Origin of the sequence: Leptospira vanthielii serovar Holland str. Waz Holland = ATCC 700522, from assembly GCF_000332455.1 — a bacterium.
Classification (GTDB): Bacteria; Spirochaetota; Leptospiria; order Leptospirales; family Leptospiraceae; genus Leptospira_A; species Leptospira_A vanthielii.
Genome location: NZ_AOGY02000070.1, coordinates 104,168 through 123,423, shown reverse-complemented (window position 1 = coordinate 123,423; position 19,256 = coordinate 104,168). Strand labels below are relative to the sequence as shown.

23 protein-coding genes are annotated in these 19,256 nt (G+C 38.1%); 7 read left to right on the top strand and 16 right to left on the bottom strand.

What is annotated here, in order from left to right; genetic code table 11:
• The coding region (locus LEP1GSC199_RS21040; RefSeq protein WP_002988587.1) for a helix-turn-helix domain-containing protein at positions 1–274 on the bottom strand (274 nt) is incomplete at its 3' end.
• Here LEP1GSC199_RS21040 and LEP1GSC199_RS17690 point away from each other — a divergent pair.
• From LEP1GSC199_RS17690 to LEP1GSC199_RS17675, 4 genes are read left to right on the top strand one after another with little or no spacing between them, the layout of a single operon-like run.
• Positions 266–805 (top strand): hypothetical protein, encoded by a 540-nt coding sequence (locus LEP1GSC199_RS17690; RefSeq protein WP_232420831.1) that lies wholly within the window; start codon positions 266–268, stop codon positions 803–805. The two genes, LEP1GSC199_RS21040 and LEP1GSC199_RS17690, sit on opposite strands and share 9 nt — an antisense overlap.
• A 35-nt stretch (positions 806–840) precedes the next feature.
• A complete protein-coding gene (gene hisS, locus LEP1GSC199_RS17685) occupies positions 841–2,154 on the top strand; it encodes a histidine--tRNA ligase (protein WP_002988766.1) in 1,314 nt (437 codons plus the stop codon).
• Positions 2,151–2,684 (top strand): phosphatase PAP2 family protein, encoded by a 534-nt coding sequence (locus LEP1GSC199_RS17680; protein WP_002988720.1) that lies wholly within the window; start codon positions 2,151–2,153, stop codon positions 2,682–2,684. Before hisS ends, LEP1GSC199_RS17680 begins: the two co-directional genes overlap by 4 nt.
• Positions 2,681–3,592 (top strand): lysophospholipid acyltransferase family protein, encoded by a 912-nt coding sequence (locus LEP1GSC199_RS17675; RefSeq protein WP_002988503.1) that lies wholly within the window; start codon positions 2,681–2,683, stop codon positions 3,590–3,592. The genes LEP1GSC199_RS17680 and LEP1GSC199_RS17675 overlap by 4 nt, the downstream gene beginning before the upstream one ends.
• A gap of 55 nt (positions 3,593–3,647) precedes the next feature.
• Here LEP1GSC199_RS17675 and LEP1GSC199_RS17670 read toward each other — a convergent pair whose 3' ends face one another.
• The 13 genes from LEP1GSC199_RS17670 to LEP1GSC199_RS17610 form a co-directional block, all read right to left on the bottom strand.
• A complete protein-coding gene (locus LEP1GSC199_RS17670) occupies positions 3,648–4,775 on the bottom strand; it encodes a Re/Si-specific NAD(P)(+) transhydrogenase subunit alpha (RefSeq protein ID WP_002988685.1) in 1,128 nt (375 codons plus the stop codon).
• Position 4,776: 1 nt separating this feature from the next.
• Positions 4,777–5,709, bottom strand: coding sequence for a UDP-glucuronic acid decarboxylase family protein (locus tag LEP1GSC199_RS17665; RefSeq protein WP_002988752.1), 933 nt, complete (start codon positions 5,707–5,709; stop codon positions 4,777–4,779).
• A gap of 57 nt (positions 5,710–5,766) precedes the next feature.
• Positions 5,767–6,645: a M50 family metallopeptidase gene (locus tag LEP1GSC199_RS17660; RefSeq protein WP_039927291.1), complete on the bottom strand. Its 879-nt coding sequence runs from the start codon at positions 6,643–6,645 to the stop codon at positions 5,767–5,769.
• An 18-nt stretch (positions 6,646–6,663) separates the two neighbouring features.
• The gene (locus LEP1GSC199_RS17655) at positions 6,664–9,033 is read right to left on the bottom strand and encodes a PP2C family protein-serine/threonine phosphatase (RefSeq protein ID WP_002988402.1); all 2,370 of its coding nucleotides are present in this window, start codon (positions 9,031–9,033) and stop codon (positions 6,664–6,666) included.
• The gene (locus LEP1GSC199_RS17650) at positions 9,030–10,298 is read right to left on the bottom strand and encodes a hypothetical protein (protein WP_002988638.1); all 1,269 of its coding nucleotides are present in this window, start codon (positions 10,296–10,298) and stop codon (positions 9,030–9,032) included. Before LEP1GSC199_RS17650 ends, LEP1GSC199_RS17655 begins: the two co-directional genes overlap by 4 nt.
• Complete coding sequence (gene argJ / locus LEP1GSC199_RS17645) at positions 10,295–11,449, bottom strand: bifunctional glutamate N-acetyltransferase/amino-acid acetyltransferase ArgJ (RefSeq protein ID WP_002988543.1); 1,155 nt, start codon at positions 11,447–11,449, stop codon at positions 10,295–10,297. Before argJ ends, LEP1GSC199_RS17650 begins: the two co-directional genes overlap by 4 nt.
• 51 nt (positions 11,450–11,500) lie before the next feature.
• Positions 11,501–12,865, bottom strand: coding sequence for a HAMP domain-containing sensor histidine kinase (locus LEP1GSC199_RS17640; RefSeq protein ID WP_002988626.1), 1,365 nt, complete (start codon positions 12,863–12,865; stop codon positions 11,501–11,503).
• Positions 12,858–13,532: a response regulator gene (locus tag LEP1GSC199_RS17635; protein WP_002988474.1), complete on the bottom strand. Its 675-nt coding sequence runs from the start codon at positions 13,530–13,532 to the stop codon at positions 12,858–12,860. Before LEP1GSC199_RS17635 ends, LEP1GSC199_RS17640 begins: the two co-directional genes overlap by 8 nt.
• 71 nt (positions 13,533–13,603) lie before the next feature.
• The gene (locus LEP1GSC199_RS17630; RefSeq protein ID WP_002988621.1) at positions 13,604–13,984 is read right to left on the bottom strand and encodes a hypothetical protein; all 381 of its coding nucleotides are present in this window, start codon (positions 13,982–13,984) and stop codon (positions 13,604–13,606) included.
• Between the two features lie 7 nt (positions 13,985–13,991).
• Entirely contained in the window at positions 13,992–14,342 is a 351-nt protein-coding gene (locus tag LEP1GSC199_RS17625; protein WP_002988482.1) for a hypothetical protein, read from the bottom strand.
• Positions 14,326–14,829, bottom strand: a complete 504-nt coding sequence (locus LEP1GSC199_RS17620; protein ID WP_415857911.1) for an RNA polymerase sigma factor — start codon at positions 14,827–14,829, stop codon at positions 14,326–14,328. Before LEP1GSC199_RS17620 ends, LEP1GSC199_RS17625 begins: the two co-directional genes overlap by 17 nt.
• A gap of 65 nt (positions 14,830–14,894) precedes the next feature.
• Positions 14,895–15,269: a hypothetical protein gene (locus LEP1GSC199_RS17615; RefSeq protein WP_002988477.1), complete on the bottom strand. Its 375-nt coding sequence runs from the start codon at positions 15,267–15,269 to the stop codon at positions 14,895–14,897.
• Positions 15,250–16,437 carry a hypothetical protein gene (locus LEP1GSC199_RS17610; protein WP_002988660.1) on the bottom strand — a complete coding sequence of 396 codons (1,188 nt, stop codon included), beginning with the start codon at positions 16,435–16,437 and terminating at the stop codon, positions 15,250–15,252. The genes LEP1GSC199_RS17615 and LEP1GSC199_RS17610 overlap by 20 nt, the downstream gene beginning before the upstream one ends.
• 12 nt (positions 16,438–16,449) lie before the next feature.
• On the opposite strand from LEP1GSC199_RS17610, the gene LEP1GSC199_RS17605 reads away from it, so the two are divergent.
• Both LEP1GSC199_RS17605 and aat read left to right on the top strand, forming a co-directional pair.
• Positions 16,450–17,181: a hypothetical protein gene (locus tag LEP1GSC199_RS17605; RefSeq protein WP_002988379.1), complete on the top strand. Its 732-nt coding sequence runs from the start codon at positions 16,450–16,452 to the stop codon at positions 17,179–17,181.
• Positions 17,178–17,843, top strand: a complete 666-nt coding sequence (gene aat / locus LEP1GSC199_RS17600; protein WP_002988398.1) for a leucyl/phenylalanyl-tRNA--protein transferase — start codon at positions 17,178–17,180, stop codon at positions 17,841–17,843. The genes LEP1GSC199_RS17605 and aat overlap by 4 nt, the downstream gene beginning before the upstream one ends.
• On the opposite strand, the gene LEP1GSC199_RS17595 is transcribed toward aat, so the two are convergent.
• Both LEP1GSC199_RS17595 and LEP1GSC199_RS17590 read right to left on the bottom strand, forming a co-directional pair.
• On the bottom strand, positions 17,821–18,411 hold the full coding sequence (locus tag LEP1GSC199_RS17595; RefSeq protein WP_002988653.1) for a hypothetical protein: 591 nt from the start codon (positions 18,409–18,411) through the stop codon (positions 17,821–17,823). The two genes, aat and LEP1GSC199_RS17595, sit on opposite strands and share 23 nt — an antisense overlap.
• A 1-nt stretch (position 18,412) precedes the next feature.
• Positions 18,413–18,748, bottom strand: coding sequence for an Mpo1-like protein (locus tag LEP1GSC199_RS17590; protein ID WP_002988614.1), 336 nt, complete (start codon positions 18,746–18,748; stop codon positions 18,413–18,415).
• Positions 18,749–18,963: 215 nt separating this feature from the next.
• Between LEP1GSC199_RS17590 and LEP1GSC199_RS17585 the strand changes: the two genes are divergently transcribed.
• Entirely contained in the window at positions 18,964–19,251 is a 288-nt protein-coding gene (locus LEP1GSC199_RS17585; protein WP_002988547.1) for an LIC10235 family protein, read from the top strand.
• The last annotated feature ends 5 nt before the right edge of the window (positions 19,252–19,256 follow it).

The following is a 19,256-nucleotide window of genomic DNA, read 5'->3' as shown; positions in this document are numbered from 1 at the left end:
ATTTAGATTTTATAAATTTTCGTAAATTTGGATGTTTTTGCAACTTTATTTTACCAGAATTTCTGGAACTTTCATTCTTCTGTGAAATGATTTGAGCATTTGATACTGAATAATTAATGAAAGAATTTCTTGAATAACCTTTAGATAATTCTCTGGAAATGCTTGAAGGACTTCGATTCAGTATCTTAGCTATACTTCTAATACTTTCCTCTTTAAATCGCATCTCAGCAATTACTTCCCTTTCTTTCAAATTAATTCTTGTATAATGATTCATTTATTAACACCTTATTCATTAGATTATCGGTGTTGCGTTAAAAATTTGATTCTACCGGATGATAAAATCCAAGAATACAAAAAGAAAAAAATAGGATCTTTTATCTATTACCCTCTGTTCATACAAATGAAAGACATGCATTTTTTTGCATATCTTTCGCTCGAGACCGAAAGACCAGGGATTCCAGGTGAAGTATTAGATTTGTTTAAAGAGGTTGAACGTACGTTTCAAGAAAGAATCATGGACTCAAATACCCATATTCTTGATATCAGACAAAACGTACTCAACGTTTCCAGAGGTGGAGTTGCCTTGGAAGTTAACGATATGGAAATTATCAAAGCATTGAAAGTGAAACCTACATTTACATTAGATATCAATTTCAAATTGCAGGCACCCATCAGGATGGCCGTAGAATTACGGCATTTGGAAGAGGTGAATGACTATTTTAGATTGGGTGGAAGGATCACAGGTGTCAGCGGAGATAAAAAAGCCAAAGAGATTTACCATAGTCTTATTGAATTTTTTGGCTGATCTTCTGCGCAGCGCAAGGTTCCAGGGGCCATACATTGAAAGAACAAAAACTAACTACAGAAAACTATAAGGGCACTCGGGATTTTTATCCTGAAGATATGCGCCTTCGCAATTATTTATTCTCGGTAATGAAAGATGTCGTCAGGTCTTATGGATACGAAGAATACGATGGCCCGATGGTAGAATCTCTGGATTTATACCGAGCCAAAACCGGCGAAGAAATTGTAGGAAAACAAATTTATAATTTTATTGATAAAGGGGATCGCGAGGTAGCGATTCGCCCGGAAATGACGCCGACCGTCGCAAGGATGGTGGCAAAAAAATTACGCGACCTTCCTCGTCCTATCCGTTGGTTTTCCATTCCTAACCTTTGGAGATACGAACAACCTGGCCTCGGGCGACTGCGGGAACACTGGCAGTTGAATGTAGATATGTTTGGTGTGACAAGCCAGAGAGCTGAATTAGAAATTTTGTCTTTAGCTTGCGATATTCTTTTTGCCTTTGGTGCACCGAGGGATAGTTTTAAAGTTACCATTTCCCATAGATCCCTTCTCGACGAATTTTTGTTAGATGGTTTGAAAGTAAGTCCAAACCAAGCACATGAAGTATCAAAAATTTTGGACAAAAAAAACAAAATTACTGAAGACGAATATGTAACTCTTGTTTCGAAAACGATTCCGAACGACCCAACAGCTTTATCGAAAATCAATTTGTTTTTGGCAGCTACGACCGATACACTGAATCAAATTCCAGGGATCAAAGAAGAAACTTCAAATGCCATTCGGACTTTGTTTGAAGATCTTAAAACCATCGGATTGTATGACATAGTCTATTTTGATCCGTCGGTGGTTCGAGGGTTTGACTATTATACAGGGTTTATTTTTGAAATTTTTGATACTTCTCCGCAGAATAAACGTTCGTTATATGGCGGTGGAAGGTATGACAATTTAATTGGTCTTTTTTCTAATGAAGAACTTTCTGGAATCGGATTTGGACTTGGGGATGTGACTCTTCAAAATTTTTTGACAGCGCACAATTTGTTACCAAAATTCTCCAGTGATTCCACGGTTTATATACCTCTACTGGATGAGTCATCTTTTTCCGAGAATCATAACTTTGCGAAAGAACTCAGAAAGGAGAAGATTGCCGCAGAAGTGTCTTTAGTTTCTCAGAAGATGGGAAAACAACTTTCTTATGCAGAAAAAAAGGGATACCGTTGGATCCTTCTTCGCGGGGAAGACGAAATCAAAGCGGGGACAGTGACTCTGAAAGATATGGTTGCACGTAACCAATGGACTTCCTCATTTCCTGAAGCACTTCAAAAGATAAAAGAAGAGCTTTCTAAATGAATTTGATTTCTGCTATCGATTTAAGGTTATCGGTTTGGATCCAAAAAAATTTACACCATCCAAAACTTAGTTGGGTTTTATCTCGAGTCAATCGGGGTGAAATGTTTGCACTTGTTTTGTTACCACTTATGTTTTTAAGTGATTTATACAGACCAGTATACTTTAGTTTGCCCTTTGTACTTATATTCACCTATGTAACGGATCGTTTGGTTTTGGTGCTAAAAAAATACTACGCAAGAAAACGTCCCCTTGTCAGTGTTATGGGAAAAGTAGATTCCAATCCCGATATGAAACATTCTTTTCCCTCGGCACATAGTGCTAATTCGATTGTTGTATCTACTATTTTAGTTTTTGCATTCCATGAAACGCCATATTTCTTTTTCTTTAGTTTGTTTGCGGGTGTGGGTAGGTTAATTACCTTACATCATTTTGTAAGTGATATTGTGGGAGGATGGATCATTGGTTTCGGAATTGGACTTATTGCAGTTCTAATTCATTATTACCTTTGGCCTTATTGTTTAATGTTATGAAACATATTGGATATTTTTTCTCATTTTTAATTGTTTATTGGTTCTATTTTCCTTTTAAGATCCTTCCGTATAAATGGTGTTTGGCGTATGGAATTTTTTTAACCAAACTGATTTTCCCTTTTGATAAAAAACACCGAAAGGTAGCCGCCGATAACATTCGATTTGCTTTCCCGAACTATTCCGAAGACCAAATTCAAAATTTAGTGAAAGCTCATTATAGACATCTGGGGATCTTACTTGCGCATACACTTTGGGCTCCACGGATGACAAAAAAATGGTTGGATGAAAATTTGATCATAGATGCAGAAAGCCTACAAATTGAAGAAGAAACCAAAAAACAAGGAGTTGGAGTGATTTTGATTTCCGGTCACTTTGGTACTTGGGAAATTTTAGTTCAATTTTTAGGAATCCGAATGAAAGGCGGGGGGATCTATAAAAAGGTAAGAAATCCCTTTGTGGACCAACTTTTAAGGCGTATGCGTACGAAAAATGGTGTGGTACTTGTTCCCGTTCAAGAATCCACCCAGGTCATAAAACTTCTCAAACAAGGGTATTGGATTGGTTTTGGTGCTGACCAAAACGCTGGGAAAGCAGGGATTTTTGTTCCCTTTATGAACAGGCAAGCCTCTACTTTTGTGGGTCCTGCATTAATGGCTTACTTAACCGGTGCTAAGATGTTATATTACTCAGTATTAGCTGGAGAAGATGGTAAGGTGATTGTTCGAGTTAAGGATTTGGGTTTTGTAAATAAAAAACTTTATCCATCGAAGGACGATGTGATCAGACATTATACGGAACTTTGGACGAAAACTTTGGAAGAGGAAGTGAAGTTGTTTCCGGAGCAGTACTTTTGGGTGCATCGTCGTTGGCGAACCCAACCGCAAGTCACCGGAAACGAACCGTCTTAAAATTCAGATAATCCGAATTTTAAGACTTTAAATGTAAAATACACAAATCTCAGAGTTACTCTCCGAGAAGTGCCAGTGTAGGTTTGTGACGAACCGCACCATTTTCTGCAATCATACATGCATTTATGATTTCGTCTTCCAAGTTGATGTTGAACTGTTTTTCTTTATTCACAAAAAGTTTTAGAAAGTTCACAATATTCTTTGCATACATCTTACTTGCATCCATTGGTTGGGTACTTTGTAGATTAGAATTTCCAATGATTGTGATGCCTTTGTAAACAATAGTTTTATCGTTTTCTGTTACTTCACAGTTACCACCATTGATTGCTGCTAAGTCTACGATCACAGAACCTTGCCTCATTTTATCTACCATCTCTTTTGTAATAAGGACGGGAGCTTTTTTTCCTGGAATGAGAGCTGTTGTAATAATGATATCTGCTTTTTCAGCAAATTTTGCAATGGCTTCTTTTTGGCGTCTTTGGTAGTCTTCTGATTGTTCTACCGCATAACCACCAGTATTTGATGCATCGGCTGCACCTTCCACTTCCACAAATTTTGCACCGAGAGACATACACTGTTCTTTCACTTCGGGTCTTGTATCAAATACATCCACAACGGCTCCCAATCGGCGAGATGTTGCAATGGCTTGTAATCCGGCAACACCAGCACCAAGGATGAGTACTCTTGCTGGTGTGATGGTTCCAGCAGCTGTAGTCAACATGGGGAAAAAACGGCTGTAGTTGGAAGCGGCAAGTAAAACCGCTTTGTATCCAGATACAGTTGCTTGGCTACTAAGAACATCCATAGATTGTGCACGAGTGATTCGCGGAATGGTGTCCATAGAGAATACTTTAAAGGACGCATTGGCAATTTCTTTCACTTTTTTTGGGAAAGCAAGTGGCGAGAGTGTGGCAATGTAGATTTTATCTTTGCCAATTTTTTTGGCACTAGTTTCATCCAAAGCATGGATGGAAACAACAATGTCCGATCCAGAGAGAATTGCATCTCTTGATTCAACTGTAGCGCCAACATCTTTATAATCCTTATCGGAAAAAAATGCATTATCGCCTGCTGTAGTTTCAACTGAAATAGTGAAACCTAACTTTTTCAAAGGTTCAACAACATCCGGAGTGATTGCCACTCGGTTTTCATAAGATGGTTCTTTGATTACGCCTATTTTCATTTTATACTCTTTTGCTAAAATATTCGATGGTTTTTTTTACGCCTTCCACTAATGGAACGGTAGTTGAATAATTCAATTTTTCTTTCGCCAAACTTAGGTTTGGTTTTCTTCTGGTTGGGTCGTCTTGAGGAAGTGGAAGATAAATGATTTTGGACTTACTTCCTGTTTCTTTGATCACGAGTTCAGCCAATTCTTTGACGGTGAATTCACCTTCATTTCCTAAGTTGACTGGTCCAACAAAATTGTCAGTATTCATCATTGAGATGATTCCACGAACTAAATCATCGACAAAACAGAAGGAACGTGTTTGACTTCCGTCACCGTAAATGGTTATGTTTTCTCCACGTAACGCTTGTACAATAAAGTTACTCACAACCCGACCGTCATCAGGGATCATTCGTGGACCATAAGTATTAAAAATACGGATCACTCGAATGTCCACTCCATGTTGGCGATGGTAATCAAAACATAAAGTTTCAGCAACTCGTTTCCCCTCGTCATAACAACTACGAATTCCAATTGTATTAACATTTCCCCAGTATGATTCTGTTTGGGGGTGTTCCAGAGGATTTCCGTAAACTTCAGAAGTACTCGCTTGTAAGATTCTTGCTTTCACTCGTTTGGCGAGCCCCAACATGTTCATCATTCCCAAAACATTCGTTTTGGTGGTTTTGATGGGATTACTTTGGTAGTGAACGGGAGAGGCAGGACATGCCATATTGTAAATCTCGTCCACTTCCAATTTGATAGGATCCGTAATATCGTGGCGGATCAGTTCGAAATTCGGATTTCCGAGAAGGTGAGTGAGGTTTTCTTTTCGTCCGGTATGGAAATTGTCCAATACGATGATTTGGTTCCCTGCGTTCAAAAGAGTTTCTGCTAGATGGGATCCGATGAATCCGGCTCCACCTGTGATAAGGATTCTTTTTGCCATTGAGATTCTATATTTATGAAGTCGGTGTCCTACGCAAATGAAAATTTGCGAAACACCTTAAGGACTGTTGTCTTTGGGAGGGAAGTCTTGGAACAAATTGGGGGGCAAAACGATTCCACTTTCGGGATCTACACCTCGTTTTTCCAACCAAAGTTTTGCCTCGGGAGAAAGGTCCCCAGGAAACCGCTCGAAACTTTCTTCCATACCAGGAAAATCATGGATTTCTTCGTGGCTGAGTGAACTGCGTAGGGACATAAAAATAATTCCGATGCTGAGGAGTGACCAAAGAGTAGCGATCATATAACCGAGTACTACAACAACAGTAGGGACTTCCTGATTTTGTAGGTCTTCGGGGCCAAGTCCGGCCATCCAAAAGGCAAGGATTCCCGCATCAGTTTCTGTTAGTCTTTCTGCAAAGTCAGAAAGATCATATAATGAATAGAGGGAAATACTTGTACCTAAAAAAACTAAGGAAAGGATTGATATGGTTTCGCCTAACATTCCGGTAACGAGAATACCCACTCCCCAAAAAATTCCGGTAAAATAAGCAAGGTCTCCCAGTTTAGAATATAATACACTGACAGAAATCAGAAACAAACCAAACAAAATCATTGTTTGGCGGGCATGACGCCCTTGGAATCCTAAACGAAGTAAAAACGCACCAACAAGGGAGGATCCAATGTATCCTGCAGAAACAACAAGGATAAAAGAACCGCGGAAAGAAGCCGGAACTGCGATGGTTTCCCCACCTTCATTTCCATGCAGGGCGATTCCTTTCACAACTCCACCGCTAAAGAGGGCGGCTGTGGCATGGCAAATTTCATGGATGAGTACAACAAATTCTTTGAGGTAAGATGTGAATTGGTGGTCCCAAAACGCAACTAGGCTCAGAATCAAAGATAGAAAAATGACAAACTTAACTGGTTTTTCTGCCATCATCGATTTAAATATCGGCTAGTTGGGTGTAAAAGAAAGACCAATAAATGTAATATCATCCGATTGTTCTCGGTTCCCGCGAAAATTTGTCATCTTGGCGTCCAATAGGGGCGGAATTTCTTTTACGGTTTTTTCAGCATTAAAATGCAAAAAATCTATCAAAGTATCTTCACCAAAGATTTCATCTCTTTCACTGAAGGCTTCCGTGATTCCATCGGAGTAAAGAAAGAGTTTCGTACCTGGAAGTAATTTTAATTCTTGGGCATGGTAGTCGGTCTCTAAAATTCCAAGCACTCGTTGTGTTTTGGAATGTAATTTGATTTGCCCATCGGCTCGCATCTCTATCAAAGACAAATGTCCTGCATTGACATATTTAAAGATATTTTGGTTTGAATCAAAAATACCACCAAGAAGAGTCATAAACTCGTTCCCTTTATAACGAGCGCGGAAAAACGAATTGATTTCTCTAAACAATCCCTCTAAAGAAGTTCCATTCCTGAGTTGTTCTCTGACAATTCCTTTGATGGCGCTTACTAAAAATCCAGTTCCGAGTCCATGTCCGGCAACGTCGCCTAACAAAACGATCATTTTGGTTTGAGAAACTGGAATTATATCGAGATAATCTCCAGAAATTCCAACTGCTGGTTTAGAAATATAACCATAATCAATGCCTTTGACTTCACTTGGCAAAATCAATCTCAATGTATTGTCTACAATGGATGCGGTTTGGATATCTCTTACGATTTTACGTTTTTGAATTTCATCTTCGAGTAAACTATAGTTTTCAAGTAACATACCTGAAATTTTCACAACTTCGTTGATAAATTTTAATTCACCAATGGAGAAATATTTTTTATCTAATTTCTCGCCGATGAGAATCATTGCCTGAATGTTTTTTTTGTTTGAGGAAGAATCAAAAGCTGGAAATGCCAATTGGACGTTCAAACCTTTTAAAAAATTATATAGAGTTTCCCGAAGTCCAATTCCATATTCGAGGTGTGAGGTTACGGTTACTCTGTCTGTGCTTCTAAAATAGTTCCAAATTTCTGATTGGGGTGAGATACGAACAAAATCAATATTCTTTAGATCGGTACTGGCAAATTGATCTCCAGGAATTAAGATAATGATATTGGAAACATTTACCGTATCCTTTACAGTTCGATTGATGGTGAGAATTGTTTTTCTCATCGAAAGTGGTGAGGATAGAAGTGCTGTGATTTTGTTGATTCCTTCACTTAACTTTGGATTTTGTTCAAAGAACCAATAATCAAATAATTCTTTGACTCGCAATTTCAATGGAATGAGATATGCAGTAACGAGAAAAAGGTAAATAAGGTTAAAGACCCAACGATCCTTCAGATACCGAATCGGAAGAATAAAGTCTAAAATAAAAATAGAACCAATATAGGTTCCCAAAATGATAGAAACTAAAATCAAAGTCACAATACTCGGAGTAAAAATGACTAAAGAAGGAACAAAGGTATATCGGTAAGTTCCATAAAAGAAGGAAAGAATAAATAATAGATATGTTATGATAAAAAGAGAGCGATGCACAAAAAACCAAGGATACCCATCAAAAAACAGGATACTGATCGGAAGTGCTACATAAAGAAAAATAGAAAATACTAAAACAATTCTTTTAAGAAGTGCTTCTTCTTGCGGTTTGGAACGAATAATTTCATAAATATTTGCTATGATATTGATGGAACCAAATAAAACCGTGATCGCATGGGCAACTAACACGACCCTTTCGATCAGAATCATATCGTATTTTTCTTGTGAGGCGATCATCGCCATGATAAAAGAAATCAATACTTGAGGTAATAACCACTTGGAGTTGATTTCTTTTCCTCGAAGTCTGTAAATTAGATGGTATTGAAGAAAACTTCCTAAATAGAGTGTTAGAACAAAAAGGAAAATCGAATTCTTGAAAGTTAATACAAAAACATTGGATAGAATGATAAGACCAAAATTAAAGAAAAAACCGAATATCAGCGCATCTCTTGTAGAATAGTAGAAATATACAGCGATGGCTAGGCTAAAAAAAGCTAAGAATAAATCAGAAAAAAATACTCCAAGAACATCCGTTTTCCGGATGGTCGTTAACTTAAAATCTTCTTCATAAATATCACCTTTAGTATCTTTGATATGCAATCGAATGGACTCGGTATTCGAAAAATCGGATATGGATTCAAACTTTTCTAAGTCTTCTTGAATTACAGAATTTCCCCAGTGGACCCGGTTCCCTTCGCCAATATTTACAATGAGTCCAGAAGGGTAATGGTAAAAGGGAAGTCTTTTTGTATTGTTTTGAAATCCAATAAATGCAAAGAGAAGAATCAAAAAAAATAAAAGAGAAGAAAGTATGGTGATCGCAAGTTCTCTCATTTGATTTCCGGCTCTTCAAAACTAAACTTAAGTATGGCTTCTCCCCGTTGTTGGATGATGATTGGACCTTTATCCATATTGATCATATTTTTCCATCCCATACTCGCAACGACTTCTTCTGAATTTCGGGTAATGCGGAATTGTTTTCCTTCCTGAACAATATAAAGTTCAGAATATCCGATTTTTCCAATAATCATTTCGTAGTTTTCTTTCCAATCTAACTTTTGAAAGGTGGTTTGGATTAAAGACTTTATATCGGAGAATCCTTTTAAAATACGGAGTTTAGATTGAGAATACACAACTCCTAAGATATAAGAAAGGATGATTCCTATATGTTGGTAGGACTTTCCAGCATTCAGAATGACAAAAAACCAACTTCCATCTTCTACCTGAAAAAACTCGATTAAGTTTCTGTTAGTCCTTTTGAATGCAGTAATTTCCCAACCCATAAGCTTTGGGATGGTACCTGTTTCTAAAAGGTTTTGGACACGCACAGCATAGGCCGCTTCTTTCTGGTATTTTTTATTTTCTGAAATATGATAGGAAAGGATATGGTTGTGGATCGTTAAGGCAGATTGACCAGCGAGCAATGACAAACTGTGCGTTGCGTCTGTATTGGGAATGTTGGAGACGGCTATAAATCCAAATAGTTTTTCCCTGAAAATAAAAGGATAAATATAGTTCGCATGAAGTTCCATAAAGTCATTATTTATGTTTTCATGTGAGTATGTTTCCGCAACAGAGGCACCGTTTCTTTTGCTGAGTAAAAAAGATTGAAAACTTGATTTTACCGTAATGTCTTTTGTCGGACTCAATTTTTTTTGCCGTCCTCGGAAGTAGGAATGGAAAGCAAAGGTTCCGTTATGGGTTAATACGGCCATAGTTCCCGAATGGCTTCCTGTAATTTTCACCATATCGGGAAAAACGTTTTTGATGAGAGCATCAAAGTTAAATCTTTTGATGGCCTGCCTGTAAGATTCCGCATCTTCTGTGAGATACTCTGATAAAAATCGTGTGCGAATGTAACGGGTGAGTCTTTCAATAATTGGAAGATATAAAATTAAAGCGAAAGCACTAGTTAGCAGTAATGCGAGTTCCAAACGATATGACATCTGCTCTGGAATTTGTGAGAGAATTAGAAAATAAGTAAGATACACTAGTAAAATAAATAAAGTACGCGTTAAGGTATTGGTCACCGACAGTTTTAATTGATAACTGGAAGGTAAAAAATATTTGAGCGAACTTTTGAATTTATTCGAATTCATGTTGTGTAGTAAGCATTTTCCTGAATGTATCCTTCGGTAAAATCACAACTCCAAAACGTTTTTTGGAAGGAACCTGTATTTAAGATTACCGAAATTTCTATTTCTTCATTGGATTTTAAATATTCAGCTAACTTTGTTTTGGTGTCGTTGTCGGCTCCTTTGACAGAAATTCCACCCAATCGGATTTCAAGAGTATCATAGGGAATGGGTTCATCAAAAACTTTTCCAATCGCCATCACAAACCGGCCCCAGTTTGGGTCTCCTCCATAAATGGCAGTTTTGACTAACGGAGAATTAAGAATGGACTTTCCAATTTTTGTCACTTGCAGATCATCTCTTCCCTTGGAAACCGTCAGTTCGATGAGTTTGGAGGCACCTTCTCCATCGCGGGCGATCATTTTTGAAAGGTCCGTTGCAATTTCTTTTAAGTGGGATTCAAAAACATCATCGGGAAGGTTTCCGAGAACTCCAGAACACATAAGAACCACAGTGTCACTAGTGGATGTATCTGAGTCAATAGTCACACAATTATAAGTTAGGTCTACAACTCGTTTTAAGATTCCTTGTAAGTTACCTGATTCGGGAAGATAATCACAAAGTATATAAGACAACATGGTTGCCATATTAGGTTCTATCATTCCCGCACCTTTCGCAATTCCAAACATCACTCCTTCACTCGTTTGCGTAGTGATGGTTCGATAGGAGATTTTTTTGCGAGTGTCGGTAGTCATAATGGCTTCGGCCACTTCTTCTAAATTCCCAGGTTTTAAATCTGCTTTTGCCGTAGAACAGGCGTTAAGAATTTTTTCTATGGGAAGAGGAACTCCAATCACTCCCGTGGAGGAAGGAAGGATGTCTTTGGCGGGAATACCTAAAGATTTTCCAAGTTCAGTACAGATTGCGTAGGAATTTTGGATTCCTTGTTCTCCCGTAGCCACATTCGAATTTTTTGAATTGATGACAATGGCTTGGAGGAATCCGTCTTGAATATGGTCGCGCCCTACATAAATGGGAGCACCGGGAAAATTATTACGAGTGAATACAGCTGCTGCCTTACATCGATTTTCTGAATAAATGACTGCAAAATCTAAACTTTCGTCTTTGATTCCTATGTTTTTGCCGAAGGAATAAAATCCCAAAGGAAACTTCATAAATACCTACCGGATACCAATATTCTATCCGGTGACTTCTCTTACGAGAATCTATTTTTTAGGGAATTCAAAGGTAAAAATGGAGCCACCTTTGGGGTTGGGAGAGACCGAAACTTCACCAGAATGTAGCCTTGCAATGTGTTTTACGATGGAAAGTCCAAGGCCAGTCCCCCCTTCTTTCCTGGAACGGTTGGTATCCACGCGAAAAAAACGTTCGAAGATTCGTTCGGCATCCTCGCCGGAAATTCCAATACCATGATCAACAACTTGGATTTGGTTTTTGTCCTCTGTAGAAGACGTTCTTACAATGACACTCGATCTTTCGGGGCTATAGGCGGAAGCATTGGAAATTAGATTCACGAGTAGATCCTCGAGAAGCAAACGGTCGGCCCTAACGCGAAAATCGGATGGGATATCCAAAACCAAACTTTGTTTTTTTTGGGAATAGATAACTCCCAAGGATTCGGATACATTTTTTACAAGATCTAAAACGGATACATCCGTAAGATTCAAAACAGTTTTATGATTTTCTAAACGAGAGACCGTCAACATATCTTCCACAATTCGAATCAATCGATCCGTATTTCTAAGAATGGCATCTAAAAATTTCCTTTCATTTGAATCTTGTGGAAGTTTTAGTTTATATTCCAAAGTTTCTGCATACCCTTTAATCGATGTTATGGGAGTTTTTAGTTCATGGGAAGCATTTTGAAAAAACTGTTCTCGGATGAGTTGATTTTGTCTGTCTTCTGTGATGTCTGACAAAACTCCAATATACAATTGAATCATGGAATCGGATTTAATAGGATAAATGCGTGCAGTATAAAAGTGAATTCCGTCCTGAAACTCTGTTTTTCCTTCCACACCATGATGGATTTTATCTTTGATGAAAGTTAAGAGTTCTTTGTTTTTGATCGAAGGAATATAATCTTTGTACTGCGAATTTTTTTCAATTAAGGTATCTGAAATATTACGATTTAAAAATAGGAATTTTTCAGTCCTATCAATGGCAAACACACCTTCTTTTAGATTTTGTAGTAAGTAATTAAACTTTTCTTTTTCGACAGTAAGATCCAAAAATTGGACTTTCAGTCGTTTTGCCATTTCATTGATAGACAAGGCAAGGGTTGCCAACTCGCGAATGTCAGGCGAAGAAAGTTCAACACCAAAATCTCCCGCATTGATTTCTTTTGTTTTTTTCTCTACAGTGGCCAGCGGATCTGTGATTCGCATCGCAATGTTTGTGGAAGTATAAAAAGTACCAAAAATAGCAATTAAAACAAATCCGAATAGGATAAGAGGGCGTACGGCAGGTACAACTAGATCGTAAACAAAAAATACTCCCAAGGCAAGGGTCAGTAAAACGAGTAAAAGACCCCAGTTGAGTAAAAGTAATGTAGAAAAAAAACTACGCATCTCGGAATCGGTAACCGACCCCGCGTATGGTTTCTAGTCTTTCTTTTTCGGAGAGTAATTTGTCACGAAGGCGTTTGATGTTTACGTCAACAGTCCGGTCTGTAACAAAAACGTCTTTTCCCCAAATTCGATCTAGAAGTTTGTCCCTAGAAAAAGCAACCCCCGGATTGCCAGCAAACAGTTGTAAAAGTTTGAACTCAATTAGAGTCAGATCAATTTCCGTTCCTTCGACAAAAACTTTGTGGGCGGTTGGATTGATTTGGATTTTTCCAGTGGAGATGGTTCCTTGGACTTCCCCAGCAGGATCAGTTGATCGTCGTGTAACGGTTCTTACTCGAGCCACAAGTTCCCGAATGTTAAATGGTTTACGAATGTAATCATCGGCACCTAACTCAAGGCCAAGAACGATATCGGTTTCTCCAGTTTTTGCCGTTACCATTAAAATAGGAATATGAGGGTATTTTTCTTTAATCCGTCTGCAAAGATCCATCCCACCAATGCCCGGTAACATTAAATCCAAAATGATTCCGTCCGGGAGGTGTTTTTCTAAACGGGGGAGGACTTCCATCCCATTGTGACATACTTCGGTCTGAAATCCTTCTTCCTCTAAATGGAATTGGATGAGTCCTGCAATGTCTTCTTCGTCATCTACAATTAGTATTTTCATGAATTATTCCAAAAGTAACAGGGATTCATTACAAAGAGAATACAAAATGATGACAATAAAGCGATATCTATCTATTTGCCGAGCATTTGGTTGATGTCTCGGATGGCTTGCCTTTGGCGAAGTAATAAAAAGCCAAGGAATCCGAAAAACAAAAAGAAGGCCAATCCATAAACCCAAAGTAGGGAACGTAGGCGCGCCTGTTCTTTTTCGATGGCTTGGATTTCTTCTAAGTGGGAAATGAGAAAATAAAAATGGTCTGCCTGGGAGTAAGATTTTTTGATTTCCGTTCGGAGTTCCGAAACAAGAACCTTTGCATCTTCTTTGGAAAGGGATTCAACTAAAGGCAGTGCGCGATCCAAATCCATTTTTAAAAATTCTTCACCAGAGGGCAAAGCGTCCGCAGAGAGAGACAGGGCAAAACAAAAAAACGGGAGAACCAATAGACCTTTCACGAATACTTTAGACCTCTTCAAATCCAAGTTTCTCCTTCCATTCATTCAGAAAAGGAATTCTTGTGTTGAGGAGTAAAAAGCCAAGGACAAGAGAGTAGAAACAGAAAAACAAACTAGAACTAATCAATAGGGGCAAAAGTAAACCCGTGTTCTCGTGGTGAAAAACAGAGAGAAACATGGTGCCGAGTGGGATCATAAATAACAAAAAGGATAGACCCACAGAAGAAAATAAAAAACGTAAAGGCAAAATTTGGCCTAACACTCGCAAACGTATTACAGCAGGTGCGTCCGAATGTTTTAAAAACGGATCTGGATGGCCAAAGGAATGGGAAGTTTCAAAATCAACCTTCGATTTCATGTGACCACCATTTCCTTAAAAGGTCCTTACCTCTAGAGATATGACTTTTGATCGTATTCAGTTTTATATTTAGATCTAATGCAATTTCTTTGAGAGGTTTGTTTTCAAAGTAATGTAAGAGAATCGGCATTCGGTAAGATTTTGGTAATTTGGAGATGAGGGACCGTAAAGTATGACTTGTTTCTTCTTTGTCTAAAATTTCGACAACAGAAGGTCCTGTTTTGTCTGCTACAAAGGAAATGTCTTCTTGCCAATCGGCAATAGGTAGTTTTTTCTTTTTAAAAACTTTTGTTAGGCGAAATCTAGCAATTTGGAATAACCAAGTGGAAAATTGTGATTCCCCGCGAAACTTACTCAACGATTCGTAAGTTTGAATAAAAACTTCTTGAGTGAAATCTTCCGCTTCTTCTTCTGTTAGAAAAGCTTTCCTGGCTTGGGAAAATACCATTCCTTGGTATCGTTTCATCAGTGCCTCGAATTGGGACACATCTCCCTTAAGGATGGATTGGACAGAGTTCCAATCTTCGTCGTTACAGATCCTTGTTAAAGGCTCTACCGATGCATTTTGTAGAAGGTCAAGAGACCGAGTCCAATTGCGAATGGGATTAACCCTCCTAACATCGCCATAGAACTTCCTAAGACGAGTATAAATACAAACGATAAGGCAAAACCAGTGAATGTCAACAAAAGACCAAGGAAAAAGGAATACAATCTGATGTCAAAACTCCAAGGTTTGTACTGACCGGATTGGATGAGGGCCATCTTTTGTTTATGCCACCATTGGAACAAAAAAAACAAAAGTGTGGTGCCAAAAATAATTCCTATGTTGGGGACTAAATAAAGAACCAAACGATAAGGATCGGATCCTCCCGTTTTTTGAATTTCGGTGAGTAGTGTTATGATTGTTTCATATTGTTCTTGGGTCATACACAGCCGCTCCAATTAAATTTGATGCATAAGAACTAAGATAAGACATTCCTTCTGGTTTGTCACATTGGAAAATTTGTAATCCAATATTTATAGAATCGGATTCTCCTTTTTTTATACTTCTGAGGCTTCCGTAAAAGGTATAAGGGGAAGAATTAATTACCATCTGGAAAGATAGAGGGGATCCTAACGGTCTGCTTTCAATATTAGTTCCTGCGGGCAAAGTCATACCAATCCCACGCCCATCTTGGCTTATATCTCTAACGGGTGTTGTGCGAATCACAGTTTCCCAATCCTTTGCATAAGCAAATTCCAATTGAAATACAAACTCCTCCGCTTTTTGATCTAAAAAAGCAAGTAAGGGTCCAATCCCTTCCGGCCCTTCGATATTTGATTGTAAAATAGGGTTTCCAAGATCTGGTAAATTACTGATGATTTCAAAATAACCGAGTAAAACTTTTCCATTTGAGAAGATTGGAAATATCAAAGTGGATTTTGCATTGTTTAAAAGAAGAGAGTCCAAATAGGAACGAATGTACATTTCGCTCAGTTTTTTGGGGCTGAAAAAACCTCTGTCAGTATAAAAAACTCTACGATTCGCATCACGCAGATAATATGGTGCTTTGGAAGTGGCAAGTGCTTCCATTAACTGGGTGTCTACGGCATAATAAAATCCAATTTGAATTTTTTTGATAAAATAACCATAATTCGTTAACACTTGTTCCAGGTGGACTTGCCATTCATTCAAAATTTGGTTGATAATAGAAGTTTTTCCATAAATAGAAATGACAGTTCCTAAATCTGCAGTCTGCGCCATTTTGAATTCGTAGGCGGAGATATCTTCAATGTTTGCTCGTTTGGCGGAACGTTCCAAAGGTTCTATGAGAATTTCATATACTTGCTGTAAATCATCTTGGTAGGGGTTGGCTGGTTTGAGCCGAAGTTCGACTCTGTTTTCTTTAAGAACACAAACGAGAGATTTTGGTTTGGAGACAATTGGTTCTGTGGTAACAATTGTAATATGAACTGATTTTAGGATATCGTTTACTGCTACTGGATTTTGGAGTGTAAACTTTTGTTTGGTATCCTTGTCTTGGAGAACCGTCGTAGTCAGTTTGGAAACAATTCCCAAAACCGTCCTTTGGTCAGTCAGTCTATATTTTTTCATGGTCTAATCAGTATGATACGTAAAATCCTAATTTTTGCCATAGTTTTTCCATCTTTTTTACCTTTGTGGGCAGAAAAACCAAAATACCAATACTTCGGAAAAGCATACGATCTGAGCACTGGAAAGTATATATACTCAGACAATCATAAAGAATATTATAATAATGGAAAGCATACCCATTCGGATATCGTTTATAAAGACGCAGAGGGAAGGGTATTCGGTACCAAACATATTGAGTTCGACAAAAACTCGGAAGTTCCCACCTTCAAAACAGAAGACTTTAGAGATGGTTATACAGAAGGTGCGGACGTAAAAGGTAAATCGGTTCGTCTGTTTTCTAAACGAAAAAAAGAGGATCCTCTAGCCGAACGGACCTATACTCCCAAATATCCTGCAGTGATGGATGGGGGATTTGATTATTTTGTAAGAAACAATTGGGAGACTTTAGCGAAGGGAGAAAGGATGTCCTTTCATTTCCTCGCACCTATCCAGTTGGATGATTATAAATTTGCCGCTGAAAAAATCAGAGATGGGGAATGGAAGGGTAGGCCTGCGTTATATCTACGATTGGAAGTGGATAATTTTATTTTGAAACAGGTTGTGAAACCCTTTCTTTTGGTTTATGATGTTCAAACCAGGAGAATTTTACAATTCGATGGGCTTTCTAATATCAATGATGAAAATGGGAAAAGTTTGAAAGTAAAAATTGTTTACGATTATCCAAAGGAAGTATTGGAGCCTTGACACAAAGAAGTTTAGACCAGTTCTTTAAAAATCCACGTACTTGGAAGGAAGACCTTGTCGCCGTGGGTGGAGATTTTTCCGTAGAGCGTTTGTTATATGCTTACAAACGAGGAATTTTCCCTTGGTCAGAAGATCCTATTCGTTGGTATTGTTTAGATCCCCGGGCCATTTTCGATTTACAACGAGTTCATTTTTCAAAAACAGTATTACGTAAAGTGAGACAAGGTAAGTTTCGTATCACTTTCAATGAAGCCTTTCCGATCGTAATGCAAGGTTGTTCTTATAGAGAAAAAGATAATACATGGATTACTCCTGGTTTTATCGAAGGGTATTTGGAATTACACCGATTGGGATGGGCGCATTCTGTAGAAGTGTGGAATGCAGAAAATATTTTGGTGGGTGGGGTGTATGGAGTGGCGATCGGCAAGTTCTTTGCAGGGGAAAGTATGTTTTCTTTTGAATCGGATGCGGGAAAGGTTGGGTTATACCATTTATTTGTATCATTAAGAAAGTCTGGGTTTGAACTTTTTGACACCCAACAACTCAATCATGTGACCTGGCAATTGGGTGCCTACGAAATTCCAAAACATTCCTATTTGGACCGCTTAGAGCGTGCATTAGGTGAATGTGATCCCTGGATTATTCCACCTTCACTCGACTAAATTCATCCAATTCTACTTTCCACAATTTCTGAATCTCACCTGTTACACTTTCCCATTCTTTATCACCTAACTTTGGTGCCTTAAAAGGATCAAAATTAGGATGGGTTTCCCAAAAAACATCCAATTCATGTTTGGAAATGGTTGTTCTGAAAATTTCTGCTTCTTGGATTTCTGTGTCAGGATTGTTTTCTCCCTGAATGAAAAAAGGTTTGGAAAAACTTAGGGAAAGTCTGTGAAACTGGTGCAGGGCCAATGCATAACCCACTCGCAGAAGGACCAAACTATGGTATTCTGTATTGGTTTTCCGGTAGTCCGATGCATCATTGAAGGTGAGTGCTGAGTTACTGCCATAAGTGATATGAACTTCGTTTTTTTTGTCCGCATCCACACCGGATTCGAATCGTTTAAATTCTTTTCCTAAGATTTTTGGCAAAACTAAATTCGAAAAACTGACAAGGTTATCCTGATTTCCATCGCGAAGAGAAGTGATTTCCTGAATGGAAACTTCTTTCGGCTGGCAACCAATGAGTAAAACAGCAGTTACAAGCAAATTGAGAACAAGTTTCATCTTAACCTTTATTTGACTTAATTTTGGCAAATTCTACATCAATACGACCAGTTAACATTTTGAAATACATGATCCAATCCGATACAAAAGAATAAAATGGATAGATAAAGGTTGCTGGTCGGTTTCTTTCTACGAAAAAATGTCCGATCCATGCAAAGAAATACCCACTAACAAGGGCGCAGGCTAAGATATAGAATTTACCAGTGGATACAAATCCAAGGATACATCCTAATGCTAGGCTTGATCCAACAAAGTGAAGAGCTCTGTTGAACGGATGACTATGTTCTTCCAGATAAAAAGGGAAAAAATCTTTCAGTGTTTTGTATTTCTTTTCCATATATGGTTCCTCACGTTTGATCTTAGTAGATATTTTAACTTTGCCAGGACAAAAATGATTCTAAATATTAGAGTTTATCCCTAGTTTTTTCGGCTATATTCGATAAATCTGATATGATTTTAAAATTGTGTTGCGCGTTAGTGGGTACTGCCTAATTTGCATTAACATTTAGAATCTAACAGAGAGTTAAATTTAGCAAGAAAGCAGGAGAATGTATGAAACCTAAATCGATTAAACCGGATGAGCTGAGTAAGATTTTTGCCGAACTAAAAAAAGGTGAAGAGTCTGCAATCGGTAGCTATTTGGTAAAAGGGGTTCGCCTTCAAATCAGTAAGTACAATCTTTCCGGTGCAGAACGAGTTCAATTGTTATACAAACGAAGAAGAACCCAAGGGATGTGTATTGTATGCGGAAAAAAAGTTACAAAGAAAAATCCATCTACAGACCAACTCTATAGATTATGCGAAGAACACCGCAATAAGATTGATAAAGGTTCGAAATAACCAAT